We start from the raw sequence: 20,776 nt of genomic DNA on the forward strand, positions 1-20,776 counted from the left end.
GTGAACACCGAAGTTTTGGATAAGATCAACAATCTTGAAGAGAAATATTGTCGTGACTGCATCCTCAAAATACTCAACCGGCAGCAGGGCAGCAAAACGACTGCACATAATTTCTGTATACATGAATGTTCCGTAGGTAAACAGATACGGGCACATGGCAACAATTTGCAATAGGAGGATCATAATGGAAATTGTAAGAATTGAACCCACACCAAGTCCGAACACTATGAAAATTACTGTAAATGAAGAAAAGGCTGAGATGAAGTCTTCAACTTACAGAGAGGTGTCTGATGATGCCCCTGATTTCATCAATCGTATTTTAAAGCTTGAAGATGTAAAAAGCGTATTCCATGCACTTGACTTCATTTCTGTGGATAAATCCCCGAAAGTAGATTGGGAAACATTGATTCCCAAGATAGAAGAAACTTTTGCAGGCGGAACAGAAGATGTAAAAAAAAACTTGAATTAGATCAACATTATGGTGAAGTCACTACACAGGTGCTCACTTTTAAAAATATTCCATATCAAATCAAACTGGACGACGGAGAAGAACACCGCCGTCAGCTGCCGGATCGTTTCATCGAGGCTGTAAGCGCGGCCACGCTTCCGGAAGACAACATCATCCTCTTGCGTAAATGGGAAGACTACGGCATCCGTTACGGCGAGCCTTCAGACATATTCGTGGAAGTATCTGAAGAAATCGAAGCTCTTTACAACGCAGAACAACTCACACGTCTGGTGGAAGAGGCAAAGACAAAACAAACACCCGAACCTAAACGATATTTCAATGTATCAGTGGAAGATTTTAAATCCAGAGATGATTGGAAAGAGCGTCTGTGGCTCCTGGACCATATGGAAACGCCGACGCCGGAAGATTATGAAGTGCTCGGTCTGGCTCTTGAAGATGAAAAGATGCAGGTCCGCAGAGAAGCCGTCAGCCTCCTTGCCATGATAGAGGAGAAGGAAACCCTGCCATATCTGAAGATCGGCCTCAATGATAAGTCTGTCCCTGTCAGGCGTACCGCAGGAGATGCATACAGTGACCTTGGTTTTGAAGAAGGGCTGTCTGATATGTATAACGCACTCGGTGATAAAAGTCCGATTGTACGCTGGCGTGCTGCCATGTTCATATATGAAACAGGCACTGAAGAAAGTCTGCCGCACCTGAAGGCGCATCAGGAAGACAGCCAGTATGATGTGAAACTTCAGATAGAGATGGCCATTGCCAGGATAGAACAGGGTGAAGAGGCGCTTGGAAGCGTCTGGAAACAAATTCAGGAAAGGGAGCGTTAAAATGAATCCTTATGATGCATATATGAAAGAGATTGCCCAGCCCATGCGTGATGAATTGACACATCAGGAATTTGAAGATCTGACGACAGTTGAATCTGTCGACCGTTTCATGGAAAATATAGATGATAATGAAACGGCATTTGTCGTGGTAAACAGTGTATGTGGATGTGCAGCAGGTCTCGCCAGACCGGCCGCTGTCACAGTTGCAGATCAGAATCCGATCAAGCCGACTAAAAAAGCGACTGTATTCGCGGGCCAGGATAAAGAAGCGACTGAGAAAATGCGTGAGTATATCGGACAAGTGCCATCCAGCCCTTCCATGGCACTCTTCAAAGGAAAAGATCTGGTGCATTTCATTCCCCGTGAACATATTGAAGGCCGGGAGATAGAAGATATCATGATGGACATTAAAGAAAGCTTTGACGAAAACTGCTCATAATAAAAAACAGGAAAGGCAGCGCCTTTCCTGTTTTTTATCCAAGGATTGGATTACTCATATATGCACATAGAAACCATATAAAAAGATAATAGTATGAGGCCGATTGCCATGATAATTTCCATAAGCCACTCTCCAGACACTTGTGATTGTAATATATTCATATCAATTATATATAAAAAACGCAGAAAAAGAAAGAGGGGGATTGCATGAATCACTTTGATGCGGCATACCATGAATTGCTAGAGAAGATTTTAAATGAAGGGCAATATAAAGATGACAGGACCGGAACAGGGACATATTCCATATTTGGCCATCAGATGAGATTTGATATGAGAAACGGATTCCCGATGCTGACGACGAAGAAAGTCCTCTTCAAAATGCTGGCGACAGAACTTGTATGGTTCATAAGAGGGGATACGAATATAAAATTCCTTCTTCAATACAATAATAATATCTGGAATGAGTGGGCATTTAAAAAATGGGTGGAGTCGGATGAATATACCGGTCCGGATATGACCGATTTCGGCAACCGGGCGCTCCAGGATGATGCATTCAAAGAAATTTATAAAAAAGAAATGGACAAGTTCAAATCACGCATTTTAGAAGATGATGCATTCGCAGAAAAATATGGTGATCTTGGCAATGTCTACGGCAGACAGTGGCGGGCATGGGAAGGACCGGACGGCACTTTTACCGATCAGCTGAAAAATGTTGTGGAAAGTATTCGGAACAATCCCAATTCGAGAAGGCATATTGTCACTGCCTGGAATCCTTCAGAGATCGATTCCATGGCTCTGCCGCCCTGCCATGCATTCTTCCAGTTCTATGTGAATGATGGCAAACTCAGTCTGCAGCTGTATCAGAGAAGCGCTGATGTTTTCCTGGGTGTACCATTCAACATCGCAAGCTACGCCTTGCTGCTCCACCTGGTGGCACGGGAATGCAATCTTGAACCAGCAGACTTTGTTCATACATTCGGGGACGCTCATATTTACAGCAACCACCTGGATGCTGTAAATACCCAGCTTTCAAGAGACAGCTACAAAGCACCGAATATCAGGATCAACAGCGATAAATCCATGTTTGATATTGAATATGAGGACATTGAAGTAGTGGATTATGAATTCCATCCCCATATCAAAGCACCGATTGCAGTATAGGAGGTAATATCAGTGGTATCATTAATCGTATGCCATGCAGACCAGAATGTCATCGGCTTTAAAAATAAAATGCCGTGGCATCTGCCGGTAGATTTGAAGCACGTAAAAAAATTGACTGAAGGCAATACCATCGTGATGGGAAGAAAAACTTTCGAATCACTCGGCAGACCGCTTCCGAACCGCAGAAATGTGATTCTTACCAGAAATGACGATTACGAAGCCGAAGGTGCAGATATCATCCATGATATAGAAGAAATCAAAGACCTTCCGGGAAAAATATTCATTTTCGGGGGTAGCGGTATATACCACCAGACCATGGATCTCGTTGATGAAATGTATGTTACACGCATTCATGAAACATTTGCGGGTGATACCTTTTTCCCTGACTATGATCTGAGTGGATGGGAAGTTGCCGGCAGACAGGAAGGCACTGTTGACGGGAAGAATAAATACCCTCATGAATTTCTGAAATTAACCAGAAAAATTTAATCCCTGGATGTGTTTGCAGATGAATATTTGGAAATGGCTGTTCTTCATCCTCCTGTTGTTTAACATCATAGTCGCTGCCAGTCTGATATTCATGCTGAGCAGCAGTTACGGAACACCTGAAGAAGAGGATAATTATTCCGGCGGAAGTTCGGGTATAGAAATAAAGATGACGAATGATGCAGTGGAATCCCTGATTATGGATACAATAGAAGATGAAAGTCTTTCGCTCGAGATCAGTGAGTCGGGCATTGAACTTCTATCCCGGAATAATATATACGGAATCAGCGTAGATGCTTCTTTTATCCTTGAGCCGGTATCAACAGGTGATACAATAGTATTTGAAGTATCGGATATAGATATAGCGAATATACCATTGTCCCAGAATGCATTGTATTCGATCATCCGATCCCAGAGCGATCTTCCTGAAGGGATTTCATTCTCTGAAGACGAACGCGCGCTGGTTATCGATACTGCTTTATTCGACGGGGCTGCAGGACTTGATATGAAAGTCGATTCAATTGATTACGAAAACAATGAATGGTATTTTTCAATGGAAAGATAATAGATGAGGTGATTAATTTGTCAACAGCAACACTCGCAGGAGGATGCTTCTGGTGCCTTGTGAAACCGTTTGACCAGTTTGATGGTGTGAACAGTGTGGTTTCCGGCTATTCCAACGGGCACGTGGAAAACCCTTCTTATCAGGAAGTATCAACAGGAACAACCGGTCATGTAGAGGCCGTGCAGATTGATTTTGACGAATCGGTCATGTCCTATAAAGAATTATTGGATATTTTCTTTAAAACGTTCGATCCTACGGATAATACAGGACAATTTGGAGACAGAGGTCCCATGTATGAACCTGCAATCTTTTATCATGATGAAACACAAAAGGAAACAGCTGAAGAAATAATAAAGGAATTGGATGAACAGAAAATTTTTTCACAACCGATAAATACACCTGTTCTCCCATATAAGAACTTCTATCGCGCAGAAGATGAACATCAGGATTTCTACCAGACCAACAGCGGTCACTATAACGCATATTACAAAGGATCCGGAAGAAAATCTTTCGTAGAAAATCATTGGGGAGTGAATTAATATATGACTCTTAAAAAGGATATCAATGAACTGTCACAGGCAGAATTTAATGTAATGAAAGAAAATGGGACAGAACCACCGTTCCAAAACGAATACTGGAACCATTATGAAGATGGTTTATATGTAGATAAAATAAGCGGCAAACCTTTATTTACTTCACGCGATAAATTTGCATCCGACTGCGGATGGCCGAGTTTTGCAAAGTCCATATCAGAAGATGTATCAGAACACTTTGATGATTCATTCGGCATGAGGCGGACCGAAGTAAGGAGCGAGACATCCGACAGCCATCTCGGCCATGTATTTCCAGATGGACCAAAAGAGCTGGGCGGACTCCGCTACTGTATCAATTCTGCATCGCTCACTTTCATTCCAAAAAATCAGCTTGAAGAAAAAGGGTACAGCGAATATATTCGTTTGTTAGACTGATTCAAAGGCTATTGTGTATAAAAAATGAAAACAGGAGATGAGTCAAATGTTTAAAAATCTATTTGGTAAGAAAGAAGAAGTAGACAAGACCCTCGAAATAAAAAGTCCGATGAACGGCAGTTATGTTCCGCTTGAAGAGATTCCTGACCCCGTGTTTGCAGAGAAGATGATGGGCGAAGGATTCGGCATAGAACCCACTGACGGAGAAGTTGCAGCGCCTGTCGCAGGAGTGATCATGCAGGTGTTCCCAACGAATCATGCCGTGGGCATAAAGACAGACAACGGTGTGGAAGTCCTGATCCATATAGGGCTTGAAACCGTAGCCATGGAAGGTAGAGGATTCGAAGGTTTCGTTTCAGAAGGAGACAGAGTGGAAGTCGGTGACAAGCTCGTTGTCTTCGATGTCGATCTTGTAAAGGAAGAGGCTAACAGCACTATCTCACCGGTCATCATCACCAACAGCGATGAAATGGCGTCATTTAACATCGAGCCTGTCACTGAAGCTGTAAAAGGTGAAACAGTAGTTGTCAATGTCACTGTCAAATAATGAAAAATTATTCCTATTACCATTATATCAAGACACGGCGGGGTGAGAAATCCGATATCGGCCGCCTCGCTGCCCTGATTTTTGAAGACACAATGTTTCCAAAAGATGCTGTTGATTATTCGGAAGTGTCCGACTATCTTGAACGGCACCCATATGCAGGTATGTCTTTGACTGTCTATGACGAATCCTATGAAGATTACCAGAATTGGCTGCAGCATTAAATTAATATACAAGCTAAAGGAGAACAAAAAATGAGTATTCACATTAACGCAAAAAAAGGCGACATCGCAGATACAATCTTACTTCCGGGAGACCCGCTCAGAGCAAAGTACATTGCTGAAAATTTCCTTGATGATGTTGTATGTTATAACGAAGTACGCAACATGCTCGGTTTTACAGGTTACTATAAAGGCAAGCGCATTTCTGTCCAGGGTACAGGGATGGGGGTTCCGTCAATCTCCATCTATATCCACGAGCTCATGGAAGAGTACGGGGTTAAAAACCTGATACGTGTGGGTACATGCGGGGCAATCCAGAAAGATGTCAAAGTACGCGATGTCATTTTGGCACAGAGTGCGTCCAGTGACTCCTATCAGAACAGGAAATTGTTCAAAAATATCGAATATGCACCAACTTCCGATTTCGAGCTCCTTTTATCCAGCTACAATGAAGCGAAGAAAAAAGGTCTGGAGATCAAAGTCGGCAATGTCTTCACTGCTGACTCATTCTATGACGAAAACGGAAATATTGAGCAGCTCGCAGAATATGGCGTCCTTGCACTTGAAATGGAGTCCAGCGCCCTTTTCACAATCAGCAAAAAATTCGATGCCCGTGCACTGTCAATCCTGACTGTCTCAGATCATATATTGACTGGAGAAGCAACATCCAGTGAAGAGCGTCAAACTACATTCAATGATATGATTGAAGTGGCACTTGATGCAGCAGTACCATTTATAGAAGCATAAAAAGCCGACCGGCTGGGAGCAGGAAGGTGGATGCCTTTCTGTTCTTTTTCTTTAAATTCAATACATAAACTGTTAAACTATTATGTAATTATTCCAGTAGAAATTAGGTGTGAATTTTGAACGAGGATCAAAAGGATAAAAAATCAGTCGAAGGTGGCGGACGCCGCATAAGTATAAACTTATTCTGGTTCATCATCATCATGCTGACGGCTGTAATTTCTACAGCTATAGTGACCGCCCTCAGCCTCGAAGCAGGTTCAGAAAAGGCGGTCAATGTCGGAACAGACACAAGAAGTGAGTTTGCCAAGCTTTACAATGTATATGATACGATTACATCAGAATATTATACTGAGGTGGACAGGGATGCCCTGATAGAATCTTCGATTGAAGGAATGGTCGAGGGTCTGGATGATCCCTACAGTGAATATATGAATAAAGATGAAACAGCCCAATTCCAGGAATCGGTGACGGGTGATTTTGAAGGCATCGGTGCAGAAGTGATGCAGGAAGGCAACCGCATCATCATCACATCTCCTATGAAAGGTTCGCCTGCTGAGGAAGCAGGCATAGAACCCGGCGATCAGATTGTCGCAGTGGATGGTGAATCCACCGAGGGAATGACGACCCATGAAGCAGTGCAGCTTATCCGCGGTGAAAAAGGAACAGATGTAGTCCTTTCCATTGTCCGCGGCGAAGGCGAACCGATGGATATTACAGTAACACGGGATACGATCCATATTGAAAGTGTAACTTATGAAGTCGTAGAGGGCGTTGCTCATATCAGTGTCAACAGATTCCAGCAGGGGACCACCGAAGAATTTGAAAAAAGTCTGAACCAGGCTGCCGAAGATGAAGTTGAAGATGTAATCATCGACTTCCGTTACAACCCAGGCGGTCTGCTTGATGAAGCAGTATCCATGATCAACCAATTCGTCGACCAAGGACAGACTGCACTCTATCTTGAAGATAACTCCGGTGAAAGAACGGAAATTCTCACAGAGAATGAATCGAACCCAAGCACTGAAGATATGAATGTGTATATATTGATCAATGAGGGTTCTGCAAGTGCATCTGAAGTATTTACCGGCGCCATGAATGATCTGAAAGAGGATGTCACCATTGCAGGTACACGTTCATTCGGCAAAGGTGTTGTACAGAGGACACAGGAATTCGGCGATAATTCCATGCTCAAATACACGAATACCAAATGGCTCACGCCTGATGGCACATGGATTCATGAAAAAGGGATCACGCCGGATATAAAACTGGTCAATCCTGATTATTACCGTGTGGATATGCTTAGTGAAGAGGAAGTTTATTCCGAAGGTCAATCCAATGAAAAAGTGACTTCTATAAAAGTCGCCCTGGATACACTCGGTTATGAAATCAGTGACTTCAACACGACATTCACACCGGCACTGACAGCTGCTGTCATGAACTTCCAAAGTGAACAGGGACTGGAACAGACCGGCGATGTAACCGGAGAAACGTCTATAGCTCTGATGAGTGAACTTAGAGATTATATCAATGAAAATGATGCTCAGCTCAACTATTTGGTAGACTTCATAAATGACGAATATTCCGAGGAAGAAATCGAACAGCAGGCGGCCGAGAATGCTCAGCATATTGAAATCGAACGCAACACCCCGGAAGAAGAATCCGAAGGAGAATCCAATGAGTCAGAAGAAGAGTCCACTGAAGAGGGCTCCGGACAATCTGACGAACAGGAGAATGCCCCCGAAGAAGAATCCACTGAGGAAGACTCAGAGACGGAGGGTACTGAATAACATCAAAGCCGCATGAACATATATGTTTGTGCGGCTTTATATTGTGCAATTGTGCCAAATAGTTTAAAGTATTTAGCATAATAGAGTATGGAGGATATTATGGATTCCAAAAAAAGAAAAGTCGTTCTTACGGGCGGCGGCACCGTAGGGCATGTAATGCTTAATAAACTTCTGATTCCCGGACTGTTCAACAGAGACGTCGAGCCTGTATATATCGGCTCCAAGAAGGGTATAGAAAAAGAAATAATCAGTGCAACTTCGATTAAATATTTCAATATCTCAAGTGGTAAGCTGAGACGTTATATTTCAGTTGAAAACGCAAAAGATGTTTTTAAAGTAATAAAAGGCATCTTCGATGCCAGAAAGATACTGAAGAGGGAACAGCCTGAATTCGTATTTTCAAAAGGCGGATTTGTGAGTGTGCCTGTTGTACTTGCTGCAAAATCCCTTAACATCCCGGTCTACATCCATGAATCCGATATTACGCCAGGTCTTGCCAATAAAATAGCCAGTAAATTTGCGACCAGGATATTTGTTACATTTAAAAAAACCCTGGATTATCTGCCGGAAGGCAAATCTGAATATCTCGGCCCGGTCATCAGGGATGAGTTGAAAAGAGGATACTCCCGCATCGGATACGAAATGACAGAATTCACTCCCGAAAAGCAGATTATGCTGGTCATGGGCGGCTCCCTCGGCTCAAAATCAATCAATCAGTTCGTCAGAAATAACTTGGAGTCGCTGCTCGAAGAATGGCAGATTATCCATCTCTGCGGCAGAGGAAACTATGATCCTTCCCTTGAGAGGGAAGGATACAGACAATATGAATTTGTCAAAAGAGAACTGCCTCACCTTATAAAGATATCCGATCTTATTGTCGGACGGAGTGGATCAAACGCTATATATGAGTTCCTTCTCAATGAAAAACCGATGATCCTCATCCCGCTGCCTCTGTCCCAAAGCAGGGGAGACCAGATGGAGAATGCGGAATTCTTTAAGGAGAAAGGATATGCAGAAGTGATTCAGGAAAGTGACTTAAACCTGGAAGCGTTCAATCGTAGTGCATCCAGAATAGAAGACAACAGGAGTGAAATTATCGCAAGAATGAAAGGGTTTGAAGGAGGGTTCAAGCCTGAAAACCTTGTCGATCGATTGCTCAGCAAGGAGGAAAAATAGTGAGTCGGACAAAAAAACTATCATTATTTCTTGTATTCACACTGATATTTGGAGTGATCGCCTACTTTCATGAATCCAGAGTGGGGAAATGGATTGATACCGAGGTCTATGAGTTCATCTATGCTTCCGAAAGCTTCATCACTACGGCTCTGATGCTCGGCTTTACACAGGTCGGCGAAGTATTATCAATGGTGATTCTGTCTTTGATAATGATTACTATTTTAATGTTATATAAACTTAAATTTCATACACTTTTCCTGATTGTTACAATGCTGGCAAGCAGCATCCTGATTCCTGTAACTAAAAACACCTTTGACCGAGAAAGACCTTCGTTATTAAGGCTGATTGATATTACCGGATTCAGTTTCCCCAGCGGACACGCTATGGGCTCCTCGATATTTTTCGGATCACTTTCGGTAATCATTAAAAACAGCGGGCTGCGGAGTAAAGGATTGTTGTATGCACTTTGCGGCTTCTTCATACTGATGATATCGTCTTCGAGAGTTTATCTTGGTGTCCATTATCCAACGGATGTCATCGCAGGAATCGTTGCGGGAACAATGGTTGTACTTGCAACTACAATGATTTTTCATAAAAGGCTTGACAGTCTGAGAATAACTGGATAGAATGTAATTGAAAATGATTATCAATGAGAATGAATAAGCCCCCCTTATTTAAAAGATCATTTTCAAACCAGAGGAATATATCCAACACACATACGACAGCGTCTAATTTTTGGGCGCTGTCTTTTTTATATTCTGGAACCGGATATAATGGATAAGGATTTTTCATCAGAGAGACGGTTTTCTCATGACACATTTAACTTTTTCCATAGAACACTTAAAATGATATGATATGAAAAACAGAAGATAGGAAGATGCATATGAAACATATTTTGGTCGTAGAGGATGAGATCAATCTCGCGCGGTTCATTGAACTGGAACTTGTTCACGAAGGATACACCGTGACACTCTCGGATAATGGCACAGACGGCCTGGAAAAAGCTTTGGATAATGAATATGAATGCATCCTGCTCGATTTGATGCTTCCTGAGCTGAACGGGCTTGAAGTCTGCAGAAGAATTCGGAAAGTCAAGGATGTCCCCATCGTAATCATCACTGCAAAAGGGGAAACTTATGATAAAGTAGTCGGGCTTGATTACGGAGCGGATGATTACATCGTAAAACCTTTTGAAATAGAGGAACTGCTTGCCCGGATCCGTGTCATCATGAGACGTTCTGCGAATTCTGAAGAAAAACAGGAAATTCTGGAGCTTTACGGGATTTCAATAGACACTTCAGCCTACAGGGTTACAATTGAGGGCGAGGATGTTGAACTTACCAAGACAGAATATGAACTGCTTCATCTCCTTGTTAAAAATGCCGGCATCGTCCTCCAGAGGGAAACTATCCTGAATCATGTATGGGGATATGAAAGTGAAGTTGAAACAAATGTCGTAGATGTGTATATCAGATATCTGCGCAATAAACTAAAGCCCTTTAATAAGCACAAGTACATTGAAACAGTACGCGGGGTTGGATATGTGATCCGGGCATGAATAAAAACTCATTAAAATACAGATGGCTGAAACTGTCCACACTGATCATTACGATCACTTACCTCATATTCAGTTCTTTACTCATTTATTTTACGAGCGTTTATTTAAAAGACCAGGAGGATCGTTCGCTGAAAAGAAGCCTTGAAGAACTGGAATCTCTGTATGAATCCCAGCCGATAAATACTATAGGGCAGAATGAAATCTACTCAAGCCTCTATGACAGGCAGAAAATGATCCTCTATACCCAGGGCGGGGATGTCGTCTACAGTGCGACCACAGGTGTACCCATGGACCTTGAGAGTGAATTCGAGCCGGTTCATGAGAGAGAGATTTCCCAGATGGAAACAGATGAGACCAGTTATCTGATTGGCAGGGTTAATATCGAATCCCAATACTGGAGTGGATATTTATCTGTAATCCATCCGCTTGATTCCTACAATGCGGTTATCCGCATGATGATGTTCATCGCCATCATTGTCGGTTTCCTCTCAATACTTTTCACATCGATCATCAGTTACTTCTTTTCTACACAGATGGTCAAACCAATCAGAAGTATTGCGAACCAGTTAAAACGGATTGAATCGGAAGGTTTTTCGGAACGGCTGAAGCTCAGTACCAACACTGAAGAAACCGATTATATGGTGGATTCATTCAACCATATGATGGATTCTCTGGAAGAGTCATATAACCAGCAAAAGCAGTTTGTAGAAGATGCCTCACACGAACTCAGAACACCGCTGCAGATTATCCAGGGACATCTGAAACTGATCAGCAGATGGGGGAAACATAAGCCTGAAGTACTGGATGAATCTCTCAACATTTCGATAGATGAACTGAAAAGAATCAATAAGCTTGTGGAGGAACTGCTTCTTCTTACAAAAAATGATGGAAAAACGAATGACACCAGGGATGAAATTGATATTAATGCAGAAATCAGAAGCAGGGTGAACTCAATGCAGAAAGTTCATCCGGATTATACATTTTCTCTGGATCTGGATAGTTCACCCATCCATTTCACGATTAATTCCTATCATCTGGAACAGATGCTCATCATTTTTCTCGATAACGCCATAAAGTATGACACTGAGAATAAACACATCATCGTAACGTCGGAGAAGAAAGAAGACTATTTCGATATTTCAATCCTGGATCACGGCATAGGAATTCCGAAAGATGAAATAGAAGCGATATTCAACAGATTTTACAGAGTGGATAAATCCAGGAGCAGACAACAGGGAGGAAATGGCCTTGGCCTTTCTATTGCTAAAAAATTAATTGAGAACTATAAGGGAAACGTATGGTTGGAGAGCGCTGAGGGTAAATTTACCAAAGTGACGATAAGATTCCCGTTATAATTGTCTGTATTGTGACTTTTACACCTATAATTCGCTTTAAAACAGTATATCTTAATGCTAAAATAGTATGTGTAAAAGTTAAAAAGATTCTAAAGAGGGTGGCAAAATGCAAGAGAAAGAACTTGAGAACGCTCCGCTTCGTTTTGGAACAAATCTGGGGATGATTCTCGAGCTTCATGACATGTATCAGGAAGATCCCAACAGTGTGAGTGAGGAAATGCGCACACTATTTGAAAGTATCGGGTCAGGCCAGGCCGGTACTGCCGTATCAAATCTGGATCACAGCAAAGTAAAAGGCCTGCTGAGGCTGTTGGATAACATCAGACTGTTCGGTCATCTGAAATCGGATATTTATCCAGTATACAGACCCGATGTCAAAAATGTTCCAAGCCTTGATTTTGAGGATTACGGTGTTACTGAAGACGATCTGAAAAAGATGCCTGCTTCTCTGGTTAGTTCGCATCTTGGAGATCATTATGATAACGCATACGAAGCAGTGTCCCAGCTGTATGAATTATACACGGGTCCGCTTGCTTATGAATACATGCATATCAATGACACTGAAGAGCGTCAATGGCTTAAAGAAACTATCGAGCAGCAGAGCAGTATTTCTTTAAGTGACGATGAAAAGAAACATCTTTTTAAAACACTTGCAAAAGTTGAAGGTTTCGAAAAATATCTTCATAAAAATTTTGTCGGTGCTAAACGTTTCTCAATTGAAGGTGTTGACAGTTTAGTTCCGATGCTTGATCACCTCCTGGATTTAATGGCTGGCGAAGGGATTCCAAATCTCCAGATCGGCATGGCACACAGAGGACGCCTTAATGTATTGACACATATCCTTGAAAAGCCTTATGAAATGATGATCAGTGAATTCATGCATACTGATCCTATGAAATTCCTCCCGGAAGATGGTTCACTTGAAATCACTCAAGGCTGGGCACGCGATGTCAAATATCACCTGGGCGGTGCCAAAACAAGAAATGACAAAGGTTTGGATCAGCGCATCAGCCTTGCAAACAATCCAAGTCATCTGGAAGTTGTAGGTCCCGTAGTACTTGGTAAAGCACGTGCACAGCAGGAATCAACGGCACATGCCGGCTTGCCTGAACAGGACTTCAACCAGGCAATTGCTGCAATCATTCACGGGGATGCGGCATTCCCGGGTCAGGGCATCGTATATGAATCTTTAAACTTAGGTAAACTTGACGGCTATTCCGTAGGAGGTTCCCTCCATATCATTGCAAATAACCGTATCGGATTCACAACTGAAGAGACGGATGCGAGATCAACAGTCTATGCATCAGATGCAGCTTTAGGTTTTGATCTGCCGGTTCTTCATGTGAATGCGGACAAGCCTGAACATGTATTGAGATCGATTGAAATCGCATTAAAATACAGACAGAAATTCAACAAGGATATTGTGATTGATCTTGTCGGCTACCGCCGGTACGGGCATAACGAAATGGATGAACCGACTACGACCAATCCAATGCTCTACAAAGAAATCAAAGAACGTGAAACCATCGATGAAATTTATGGAAATGAGCTGGTAGAACAGGAAGTCATCACTGAGGATGAAAAGAAGCAGGTTATCCAGGATGTGATCGACGAAATGAGAGCAGCTCACGATAAAATTGATAAATCCGATACCAACATCGACAGTGAGCTGAAAACTCCTGAGGCGGTTCTTAAAGGTCACGAGAACGCTGTTGAATCTATCACGTTGGACAGACTTGCAGCAATTAATGAAACACTGTTCAATTATCCTGAAGATTTCACTGTCTTCAAAAAACTCTCCAATGTTCTGGATCGCAGAAAGAAACCTTTTGAAGATGAAAGTGCATTGATTGACTGGTCACATGCAGAAGCACTTGCATTTGCTACAATTAATCAGGACGGCACCCCGATCCGATTGACCGGTCAGGATTCCGAACGTGGTACGTTCGCACAGCGCCATGTCGTTCTCCACGACCCTGAAACAGGAAAAGAATTTATTCCGCTGCATGAAGTTGATGATGTAAATGCATCATTTGATGTTCATAATTCACCACTTTCAGAAGCTGCAGTAGTCGGATTCGATTATGGATATAATGTCGAGAACAAGAAAGCTTTGGCGATATGGGAAGCACAGTACGGGGACTTCTCCAACATGGCCCAGGTGTTCTATGACAACTTCCTGTCTGCAGGTAATGCCAAATGGGGTGAACAGTCAGGTATGACCTTGTTCCTGCCGCACGGTGCAGAAGGACAGGGGGCCGAGCACTCCTCAGCACGACTGGAAAGATACCTGCAGCTTGCTGCTGAAAACAACATGACGGTTGCCAATCTCTCAAGCAGTTCCAACTACTTCCATCTTCTTAGAAGACAGGCTAAGTATCTGGGTACTGACAACATGAAGCCACTCGTGCTTATGACGCCGAAGAGCCTGCTCAGGAATCAAATTGTCAGCGAACCGGCCAGTGCTTTTGTTGAAGGCAGTTTTAAAGAAGTCATCATACCTGAATATAAAAAGACCAAAGTCAAAAAAGTTCTCATTGCAAGTGGTAAAATGGCGATAGATCTGATTACTGCACAGCAAGATAATCCTGATGACTCAATCCTGGTTGTCCGTCTGGAACAGATCTATCCATTCCCATCCGAAAGAATCAAGGATCTGTTCGGTGATCTCAAAAATCTGGAGGAAGTCAGATTTGTTCAGGAAGAGCCGAAAAACCAGGGTGCATATCATTATGCACTGCCTTATCTTCTGGATATTGTTCCAGAAAAGACAGAGTTCAATTATGTAGGCAGAATCAGACGTGCTTCGACGGCAGAAGGCGATGGCGAGTCCTACAAACTCATACAGCAAAATATTATTGACAACGCTCTAAAATCCTAGGAGGTAAAATAATGGCAGAAGTAAAAGTACCTGAATTGGCGGAATCCATCACAGAAGGAACGATAGCAAGCTGGTTAAAACAAAAAGGCGACAGTGTGGAAAAGGGTGAAAACATCCTTGAACTTGAAACTGATAAAGTCAACGTAGAAGTTATCAGTGAAGAAGCCGGAGTAATTACAGAACTTAAAGCTGAAGAAGGTGACACTGTCGAAGTTGGACAGGTCATCGCCATCGTTGATGAAAATGGTGAAGGCGGCGGATCTTCAGACAGTTCTTCTGGAGAGAACAAATCAGAAGAGAGCAAACAAGAAGAAAATAAAGCAGAAGAAAGCAAATCTGAGAAAAAATCTGCTGAAGACAAAAAAGAAGAGCCTGCTTCATCGGAAGAAAGTGAATCCGGCGATAATGATGAACGTATTGTTGCCACACCGTCAGCAAGACGCCTGGCACGTGAAAAAGGCATTGATCTAAGTGAGATCAATGCATCAGATCCACGTGGACTTGTAAGAAGTCAGGATGTCGACAATCATTCCAAGCAACCTGCTAAAGCGGAAACGCCAAAACAGGAAGCACCTAAGTCAAAATCATCAGATAAACCTGAAAAACCGGTAGTCAGAGAAAAAATGTCCCGCAGAAGAAAAACAATTGCCAAGAAACTTCTTGAAGTGTCACAGAACACAGCAATGCTGACAACATTCAATGAAGTGGATATGACAAACGTTATGGCACTTAGAAAACGTAAGAAAGATCAATTCCAGGACCGCCATGACGGCACCCGTCTCGGCTTCATGTCATTCTTTACAAAAGCATCTGTCGCTGCGCTCAGAAAATTCCCGGCAGTAAATGCCGAGATTGATGGCGACGACCTTATTCTTAAGCAATTCTTCGATATCGGTGTTGCCGTTTCAACAGAAGAAGGACTCGTTGTTCCTATTGTAAGAGATGCGGAGCGTAAAACATTTGCTGATATAGAATCTGATATTGCAGCTCTTGCCAAAAAGGCACAGGATAAGAAACTCGGTCTGGATGATATGACCGGTGGATCATTCACGATCACGAACGGCGGAGTTTTCGGATCACTTATGTCAACACCGATCATTAATGGCACTCAGGCTGCCATCCTGGGTATGCATACAATCCAGAAACGCCCAGTAGCGATAGACGATGATAAGATGGAGAACCGTCCGATGATGTATATTGCCCTCAGTTACGATCATAGAATCATTGATGGCAAAGAAGCTGTCGGTTTCCTTAAAACGATCAAAGACTTGATTGAAAACCCTGAAGATCTTCTTCTCGAAGGTTAATACGCAATTTCCGCAGCAGGTTTCCTCATGGGAAGCCTGCTGTTTGTATGTTAGAATATATTTAAAATCTGAAAGTCTGGGGAGATAGACATGCTTCATGAAACTTGGAACGACAATAATTTGAAAACAGTAAAAGCAGTACATACGAATGCTGCAAAATATAAAGTTTCCGATATGCTGACAGAAGGCAAGGAATATACAGTGGTTAATGAAACTGAAGAGTATATATTCGTCAAAGACAACTCCGGAAAAGTCGGCGGTTATTATAAGACATATTTTGAAGATGTGAATTAATCATGGCTGCTGAATTTCTACACAATGATGAACATATAAAACAGGATGCAGAAAGTATTTTAAAACTGGGTAAGAACCTTTTATTAAAAGGACCCACTGGGTCAGGTAAAACACGTCTGGCAGAAGATTTGGCAAGTGAATTGGACCAGGAGATCTTCAGCATCAACTGTTCGGTGGACGTTGATATCGAAGCATTACTCGGATTTAAAACAATTGAATATGTAGAAGGCAGACAGGAAATCGTCTTCATCGACGGTCCTGTGATACGTGCCATGAACGCCGGAGCAATCCTCTATATCGATGAGATAAACATGGCTAAACCGGAAGTCCTGCCGATATTGAATGCGGCTTTAGATTACAGAAGGACCCTTACCAATCCACTGACAGGCGAGACACTTACAGCTCATGAGAATTTCAGGGCGATTGCTGCAATAAACGTCGGCTATGTCGGTACAATGCCTATGAATGAAGCACTACTTAACAGATTCAATGTCGTTGAGATCGGTTATGTGTCCAAGGAATCCCTGAAAGCTGTACTGATGGCTCAAAGTATACAAAAGGATGAAAGAATCATTGATACATTGACTGAATTCCATCAGGATCTTGTGACAATGACAGAACAGGGCCAGATATCGAGAGAACCTTCAAGCGTAAGAAGCTTGCTCGACATGGCTGACTTAAGTACAATGATGCCATTGTCCCGTGCATGTTATCGCTCCATTATCGATAAACTCGATAGTGAACAGGAAAAGAAAGCGATACTGAATGCCGCCGAACTTCATTTTGGAATGTGATAAATATGGGTTATTCATTTATAAAATTCAATGACGAGATCATCGACTCTAAAGTCATGATGGAACTCACGGATCTGACACGTCTATTATTCAAAGATAAGGACGTGTCTGTTTCTGTACGCAAATACAGTTATTTCAATCCTTCAACCAACACCATGAATGTCAGCACATTCTGGAAACACAGATATGATATTTCAGAGATTGAGGGATTCAGACATGATATACTCACAAGGTTCCAGTCAGATGCAGTATTTGATTATAATGAATTTGAAAATGTGAAGGATCGGAATATTCTTTTCCAACAGATCTTTCTGACACTGGAACATTATCGAAACAGAAGAGAAGCAATCAGTCAGAGACCATTTATAGAACATATGATTGAACCCGGAGACATCATCTTGATGGCGGAATATGAAAAGCCCGCCAATAATGATGCAGAGTTCTTTTTGAAGACATTGAACAGAGCCGTCTTAGAGCATAAAGATCATTTTAAAATCAATGATTATTCATTCAATATCATCAGCCGCAGTACGAAGGAAAGCATAGATATGACAGATAAAATGCTTAAAGAGGTTTCGCTCGATGACAGGTTGTCCACCTATCATCAGATCCATGATATGCCGTTTAACGATATCAGTGTTTATACTCATACAACACCTTACAGAAAAGACAGAGCTGAACTGCAATCGGAAGATGATGAGAGTGATATTGAGCATGATACTGGCAGAGTGGATACGAAAACAGACCGTGATGCTGATGATGCTGGCATACTGGGTGAAACGGGGGATAATGCAGCCAAAAAGAACAGACATAACATCGAGAATACTTACGACGATGATGTGGAAGATTTTTATGAAGGGTTTGGGCATAACCTTGGGGACAACACTATAAATGATAAAAGTGCTGCGAATACTCACGCCGAACTCATTATAAAAAAACCGAAGATTAAAATGGTGAATTACGATAAATACAGAATAAAATACGATTTTTATAATGACCTGGCACAGCAGGTGATTGGAGATATAACCAAAATACTGAACTTCAAAATGAATGAATTTCAGACAAACAGAAGTTCAGGTAAATTGATGAAAAATCCAATTGGACCAATCATCAGCGGCAGCCATAAAATATTCACCAAGAAAGTGTCAGAATCAAAAGAGGTGGATGCAGCATTTTCCATCATCTTGGATCAGTCTTACTCAATGACAGAGCATATGGAGGACTGCATCAACGGTGTCATCATCATCAATAATATCTTGAAGTCCTTGAACATTCCGCAAAGGATTGTTTCACACCACGAAGATTCATTTGAAATCATGGGCGACCATTATCCAAATTATCTGTATGAACACCTGGATTTCGACAAATCCAAATATTATTATCCTGTTTCTCTATTAGATATTGAGTCCTCAGGTGATAACAGAGATGGATTCATTTTCAGACACGAAATCGATGTATTGAACAAACGGATGGAAAAAGATAAATTCATGATCATATTTTCTGATGGTCTCCCAAGTGCAGAACAATATAATCAAAGTGGGGTGATTGATACCCACGAAGCAATCAACGAGGCAAGGAAAAACGGCATCAGAGTCATGAATGTTTTTATAGACGTTGAAAATGAGGAAAATACACGTGAAGCGATTAAAAATATATATGGTCAAAACACAATCATCGTAGAAAAACCGGAAGAAATCGCTCACATCCTGCCAAATGTTATTGAACGGATTATTAAGTCATTAATCATTTAATTTACATCATTTTAATATATCTGATAATTTAAAATTTTATAGACTTTAAAGATATTATAATGTAAACTAATGTTTATCTATTATTTAACAAATTAGGAGGTCACATGATGAGTACTAAAAATAGTTTCATCGTCGGTTTCATGCTTTTTGCCATGTTCTTTGGTGCGGGTAACCTTATTTTCCCGCCGGGTCTTGGCTTTGTAAGCGGAGACTATTTTTGGCTGGCAATCGCAGGCTTTGTCCTTACGGGTGTAGGGCTGCCGCTTCTTGGCGTCATTGCCGGCTCAATATCAAAAGATGGGTATGTAGAATCACTTAAAGTAGTACATCCTGCTTTTGCAGTTATTTTTATGATTATTATATATTTAACAATAGGACCATTCTTTGCCATTCCCAGAACAGCGACTACGAGTTACGAAATGGCTGTCCTTCCATTCATGGACAATGCAGGAGCTTTAAGTCTTCTTATTTTCAGTATAATTTTCTTTGCAGCAGTCTTCTTACTAAGTTACAAAGCAGATTCTCTAACAAACAGTATTGGGAAAATACTGACACCTTTCCTTTTGATCACTATCGTTGCACTCATTATACGTGCAATCACATTATACTTTGGTAAAGAACCTGCACCGATAGGGGAAGAATTCAACGTGAGCTCGCCGTTTTCTGTAGGCTTTACAGAAGGTTACTTGACGATGGACGCCATCGCTGCTATCGCATTCTCGGTTGTCGTACTTAATTCCATCAGGGATATGGGTATCACCAACAGAAAAGATCTGCTGATCGGCACTATCAAATCAGCATCAATCGCCGCTTTTCTTCTTGGGATCATTTACATTTCACTTGGCTGGATCGGCAACAAGGTTGACTTGACTCCTGCTGATATCGGTGACCAGAATGCTGGTACTTTCATTCTAACCTTTGTATCTGATGTAGCATATGGTCAGTTTGGAATGATTCTGCTGGCTGCAATTGTACTTCTTGCCTGTCTCACGACAGCGACAGGACTTATTGTTTCAGTAAGTGAATATTTCCATAAGATCATCCCTAAAGTTTCTTATGAAATTTTCGTGATAATATTTACTTTGATATCTTTCATACTTGCAAACCAGGGACTGGAACAGGTAATCCAGACAAGCGTACCTGTACTTTCAATCATTTATCCTATTGCAATTACTTCTGTCATAATGTTATTCGTAACTTACTTCATCTCCTCACCGCGTCTCAGCTTCCAGCTGCCTGTAGCACTGGTGATTGTTATAAGCGTACTCGGTGTTGTTCATAGAAACGGATGGTTGGAGATGTCCTGGATTGAAAGTCTGCCTTTCTTCGCAAGTTCATTCGAATGGATTCCATTTATGGTAATAGGTTATATTGCCGGTTATCTGATAGGTCTCAAAAAAGAAAGAATTCAATATACTTAAGATACAAAAAGCAGTCCGGAAAATTTCCG

Annotated in this window: 21 protein-coding genes and 1 pseudogene; all 22 read left to right on the forward strand. The window is 41.8% G+C overall.

Features of this window, described 5'->3' with window-relative positions:
• The 22 genes and pseudogenes from BM271_RS03805 to brnQ all read left to right on the forward strand — a co-directional run bounded on the left by BM271_RS03805 (position 1) and on the right by brnQ (position 20,747).
• On the forward strand, positions 1-174 hold the full coding sequence (locus BM271_RS03805; RefSeq protein ID WP_074924534.1) for a zinc-finger domain-containing protein: 174 nt from the start codon (positions 1-3) through the stop codon (positions 172-174).
• A 10-nt stretch (positions 175-184) separates the two neighbouring features.
• Positions 185-1,293, forward strand: a pseudogene (locus tag BM271_RS03810) (conserved virulence factor C family protein).
• Between the two features lies 1 nt (position 1,294).
• Positions 1,295-1,732 carry a BrxA/BrxB family bacilliredoxin gene (locus tag BM271_RS03815; RefSeq protein ID WP_046790296.1) on the forward strand — a complete coding sequence of 146 codons (438 nt, stop codon included), beginning with the start codon at positions 1,295-1,297 and terminating at the stop codon, positions 1,730-1,732.
• Between the two features lie 206 nt (positions 1,733-1,938).
• Positions 1,939-2,892 (forward strand): thymidylate synthase, encoded by a 954-nt coding sequence (locus BM271_RS03820; protein WP_046790297.1) that lies wholly within the window; start codon positions 1,939-1,941, stop codon positions 2,890-2,892.
• A gap of 12 nt (positions 2,893-2,904) precedes the next feature.
• Positions 2,905-3,381 carry a dihydrofolate reductase gene (locus BM271_RS03825; RefSeq protein ID WP_074924535.1) on the forward strand — a complete coding sequence of 159 codons (477 nt, stop codon included), beginning with the start codon at positions 2,905-2,907 and terminating at the stop codon, positions 3,379-3,381.
• 19 nt (positions 3,382-3,400) lie between these two features.
• Complete coding sequence (locus tag BM271_RS03830) at positions 3,401-3,943, forward strand: DUF2140 family protein (RefSeq protein ID WP_046790298.1); 543 nt, start codon at positions 3,401-3,403, stop codon at positions 3,941-3,943.
• Between the two features lie 17 nt (positions 3,944-3,960).
• Positions 3,961-4,482: a peptide-methionine (S)-S-oxide reductase MsrA gene (gene msrA, locus BM271_RS03835; RefSeq protein ID WP_046790299.1), complete on the forward strand. Its 522-nt coding sequence runs from the start codon at positions 3,961-3,963 to the stop codon at positions 4,480-4,482.
• A gap of 3 nt (positions 4,483-4,485) precedes the next feature.
• A complete protein-coding gene (gene msrB, locus BM271_RS03840) occupies positions 4,486-4,911 on the forward strand; it encodes a peptide-methionine (R)-S-oxide reductase MsrB (protein ID WP_046790300.1) in 426 nt (141 codons plus the stop codon).
• Between the two features lie 46 nt (positions 4,912-4,957).
• The gene (locus tag BM271_RS03845; RefSeq protein WP_046790301.1) at positions 4,958-5,458 is read left to right on the forward strand and encodes a PTS sugar transporter subunit IIA; all 501 of its coding nucleotides are present in this window, start codon (positions 4,958-4,960) and stop codon (positions 5,456-5,458) included.
• Positions 5,458-5,679 (forward strand): YozE family protein, encoded by a 222-nt coding sequence (locus BM271_RS03850; protein WP_046790302.1) that lies wholly within the window; start codon positions 5,458-5,460, stop codon positions 5,677-5,679. Before BM271_RS03845 ends, BM271_RS03850 begins: the two co-directional genes overlap by 1 nt.
• A 30-nt stretch (positions 5,680-5,709) precedes the next feature.
• Positions 5,710-6,423 (forward strand): purine-nucleoside phosphorylase, encoded by a 714-nt coding sequence (gene deoD / locus BM271_RS03855; protein WP_046790303.1) that lies wholly within the window; start codon positions 5,710-5,712, stop codon positions 6,421-6,423.
• Positions 6,424-6,539: 116 nt separating this feature from the next.
• Positions 6,540-8,210, forward strand: coding sequence for a S41 family peptidase (locus BM271_RS03860; protein ID WP_046790304.1), 1,671 nt, complete (start codon positions 6,540-6,542; stop codon positions 8,208-8,210).
• 99 nt (positions 8,211-8,309) lie between these two features.
• Complete coding sequence (locus tag BM271_RS03865; RefSeq protein WP_046790305.1) at positions 8,310-9,386, forward strand: undecaprenyldiphospho-muramoylpentapeptide beta-N-acetylglucosaminyltransferase; 1,077 nt, start codon at positions 8,310-8,312, stop codon at positions 9,384-9,386.
• The gene (locus tag BM271_RS03870) at positions 9,386-10,012 is read left to right on the forward strand and encodes a phosphatase PAP2 family protein (RefSeq protein WP_046790306.1); all 627 of its coding nucleotides are present in this window, start codon (positions 9,386-9,388) and stop codon (positions 10,010-10,012) included. The genes BM271_RS03865 and BM271_RS03870 overlap by 1 nt, the downstream gene beginning before the upstream one ends.
• A gap of 257 nt (positions 10,013-10,269) precedes the next feature.
• A complete protein-coding gene (locus BM271_RS03875) occupies positions 10,270-10,944 on the forward strand; it encodes a response regulator transcription factor (RefSeq protein ID WP_046790307.1) in 675 nt (224 codons plus the stop codon).
• Entirely contained in the window at positions 10,941-12,299 is a 1,359-nt protein-coding gene (locus BM271_RS03880; protein ID WP_046790308.1) for a HAMP domain-containing sensor histidine kinase, read from the forward strand. The genes BM271_RS03875 and BM271_RS03880 overlap by 4 nt, the downstream gene beginning before the upstream one ends.
• Before the next feature lie 106 nt (positions 12,300-12,405).
• Positions 12,406-15,180: a 2-oxoglutarate dehydrogenase E1 component gene (locus tag BM271_RS03885; RefSeq protein ID WP_046790309.1), complete on the forward strand. Its 2,775-nt coding sequence runs from the start codon at positions 12,406-12,408 to the stop codon at positions 15,178-15,180.
• A gap of 11 nt (positions 15,181-15,191) precedes the next feature.
• Complete coding sequence (gene odhB, locus BM271_RS03890; protein ID WP_046790310.1) at positions 15,192-16,487, forward strand: 2-oxoglutarate dehydrogenase complex dihydrolipoyllysine-residue succinyltransferase; 1,296 nt, start codon at positions 15,192-15,194, stop codon at positions 16,485-16,487.
• A gap of 90 nt (positions 16,488-16,577) precedes the next feature.
• A complete protein-coding gene (locus tag BM271_RS03895) occupies positions 16,578-16,781 on the forward strand; it encodes a DUF6501 family protein (protein ID WP_046790311.1) in 204 nt (67 codons plus the stop codon).
• Between the two features lie 2 nt (positions 16,782-16,783).
• Entirely contained in the window at positions 16,784-17,575 is a 792-nt protein-coding gene (locus tag BM271_RS03900) for an ATP-binding protein (protein ID WP_046790312.1), read from the forward strand.
• Between the two features lie 5 nt (positions 17,576-17,580).
• Positions 17,581-19,326 carry a vWA domain-containing protein gene (locus BM271_RS03905; RefSeq protein ID WP_046790313.1) on the forward strand — a complete coding sequence of 582 codons (1,746 nt, stop codon included), beginning with the start codon at positions 17,581-17,583 and terminating at the stop codon, positions 19,324-19,326.
• 107 nt (positions 19,327-19,433) lie between these two features.
• Complete coding sequence (gene brnQ, locus BM271_RS03910; RefSeq protein ID WP_046790314.1) at positions 19,434-20,747, forward strand: branched-chain amino acid transport system II carrier protein; 1,314 nt, start codon at positions 19,434-19,436, stop codon at positions 20,745-20,747.
• Positions 20,748-20,776: the final 29 nt, after the last annotated feature.

The sequence above is a fragment of the Salinicoccus halodurans genome, from assembly GCF_900114445.1.
Lineage (GTDB): Bacteria > Bacillota > Bacilli > Staphylococcales > Salinicoccaceae > Salinicoccus > Salinicoccus halodurans.

What these genes read in the sequence shown, in the direction of transcription:
- BM271_RS03815 (WP_046790296.1), top strand. Translation starts at nt 1,295, where the DNA reads ATGAATCCTTATGATGCATATATGAAAGAGATTGCCCAGCCCATGCGT.
- BM271_RS03820 (WP_046790297.1), top strand. Translation starts at nt 1,939, where the DNA reads ATGAATCACTTTGATGCGGCATACCATGAATTGCTAGAGAAGATTTTA.
- BM271_RS03830 (WP_046790298.1), top strand. Translation starts at nt 3,401, where the DNA reads ATGAATATTTGGAAATGGCTGTTCTTCATCCTCCTGTTGTTTAACATC.
- msrB (WP_046790300.1), top strand. Translation starts at nt 4,486, where the DNA reads ATGACTCTTAAAAAGGATATCAATGAACTGTCACAGGCAGAATTTAAT.
- BM271_RS03845 (WP_046790301.1), top strand. Translation starts at nt 4,958, where the DNA reads ATGTTTAAAAATCTATTTGGTAAGAAAGAAGAAGTAGACAAGACCCTC.
- BM271_RS03850 (WP_046790302.1), top strand. Translation starts at nt 5,458, where the DNA reads ATGAAAAATTATTCCTATTACCATTATATCAAGACACGGCGGGGTGAG.
- deoD (WP_046790303.1), top strand. Translation starts at nt 5,710, where the DNA reads ATGAGTATTCACATTAACGCAAAAAAAGGCGACATCGCAGATACAATC.
- BM271_RS03865 (WP_046790305.1), top strand. Translation starts at nt 8,310, where the DNA reads ATGGATTCCAAAAAAAGAAAAGTCGTTCTTACGGGCGGCGGCACCGTA.
- BM271_RS03875 (WP_046790307.1), top strand. Translation starts at nt 10,270, where the DNA reads ATGAAACATATTTTGGTCGTAGAGGATGAGATCAATCTCGCGCGGTTC.
- BM271_RS03880 (WP_046790308.1), top strand. Translation starts at nt 10,941, where the DNA reads ATGAATAAAAACTCATTAAAATACAGATGGCTGAAACTGTCCACACTG.
- BM271_RS03885 (WP_046790309.1), top strand. Translation starts at nt 12,406, where the DNA reads ATGCAAGAGAAAGAACTTGAGAACGCTCCGCTTCGTTTTGGAACAAAT.
- odhB (WP_046790310.1), top strand. Translation starts at nt 15,192, where the DNA reads ATGGCAGAAGTAAAAGTACCTGAATTGGCGGAATCCATCACAGAAGGA.
- BM271_RS03895 (WP_046790311.1), top strand. Translation starts at nt 16,578, where the DNA reads ATGCTTCATGAAACTTGGAACGACAATAATTTGAAAACAGTAAAAGCA.
- BM271_RS03900 (WP_046790312.1), top strand. Translation starts at nt 16,784, where the DNA reads ATGGCTGCTGAATTTCTACACAATGATGAACATATAAAACAGGATGCA.
- BM271_RS03905 (WP_046790313.1), top strand. Translation starts at nt 17,581, where the DNA reads ATGGGTTATTCATTTATAAAATTCAATGACGAGATCATCGACTCTAAA.
- brnQ (WP_046790314.1), top strand. Translation starts at nt 19,434, where the DNA reads ATGAGTACTAAAAATAGTTTCATCGTCGGTTTCATGCTTTTTGCCATG.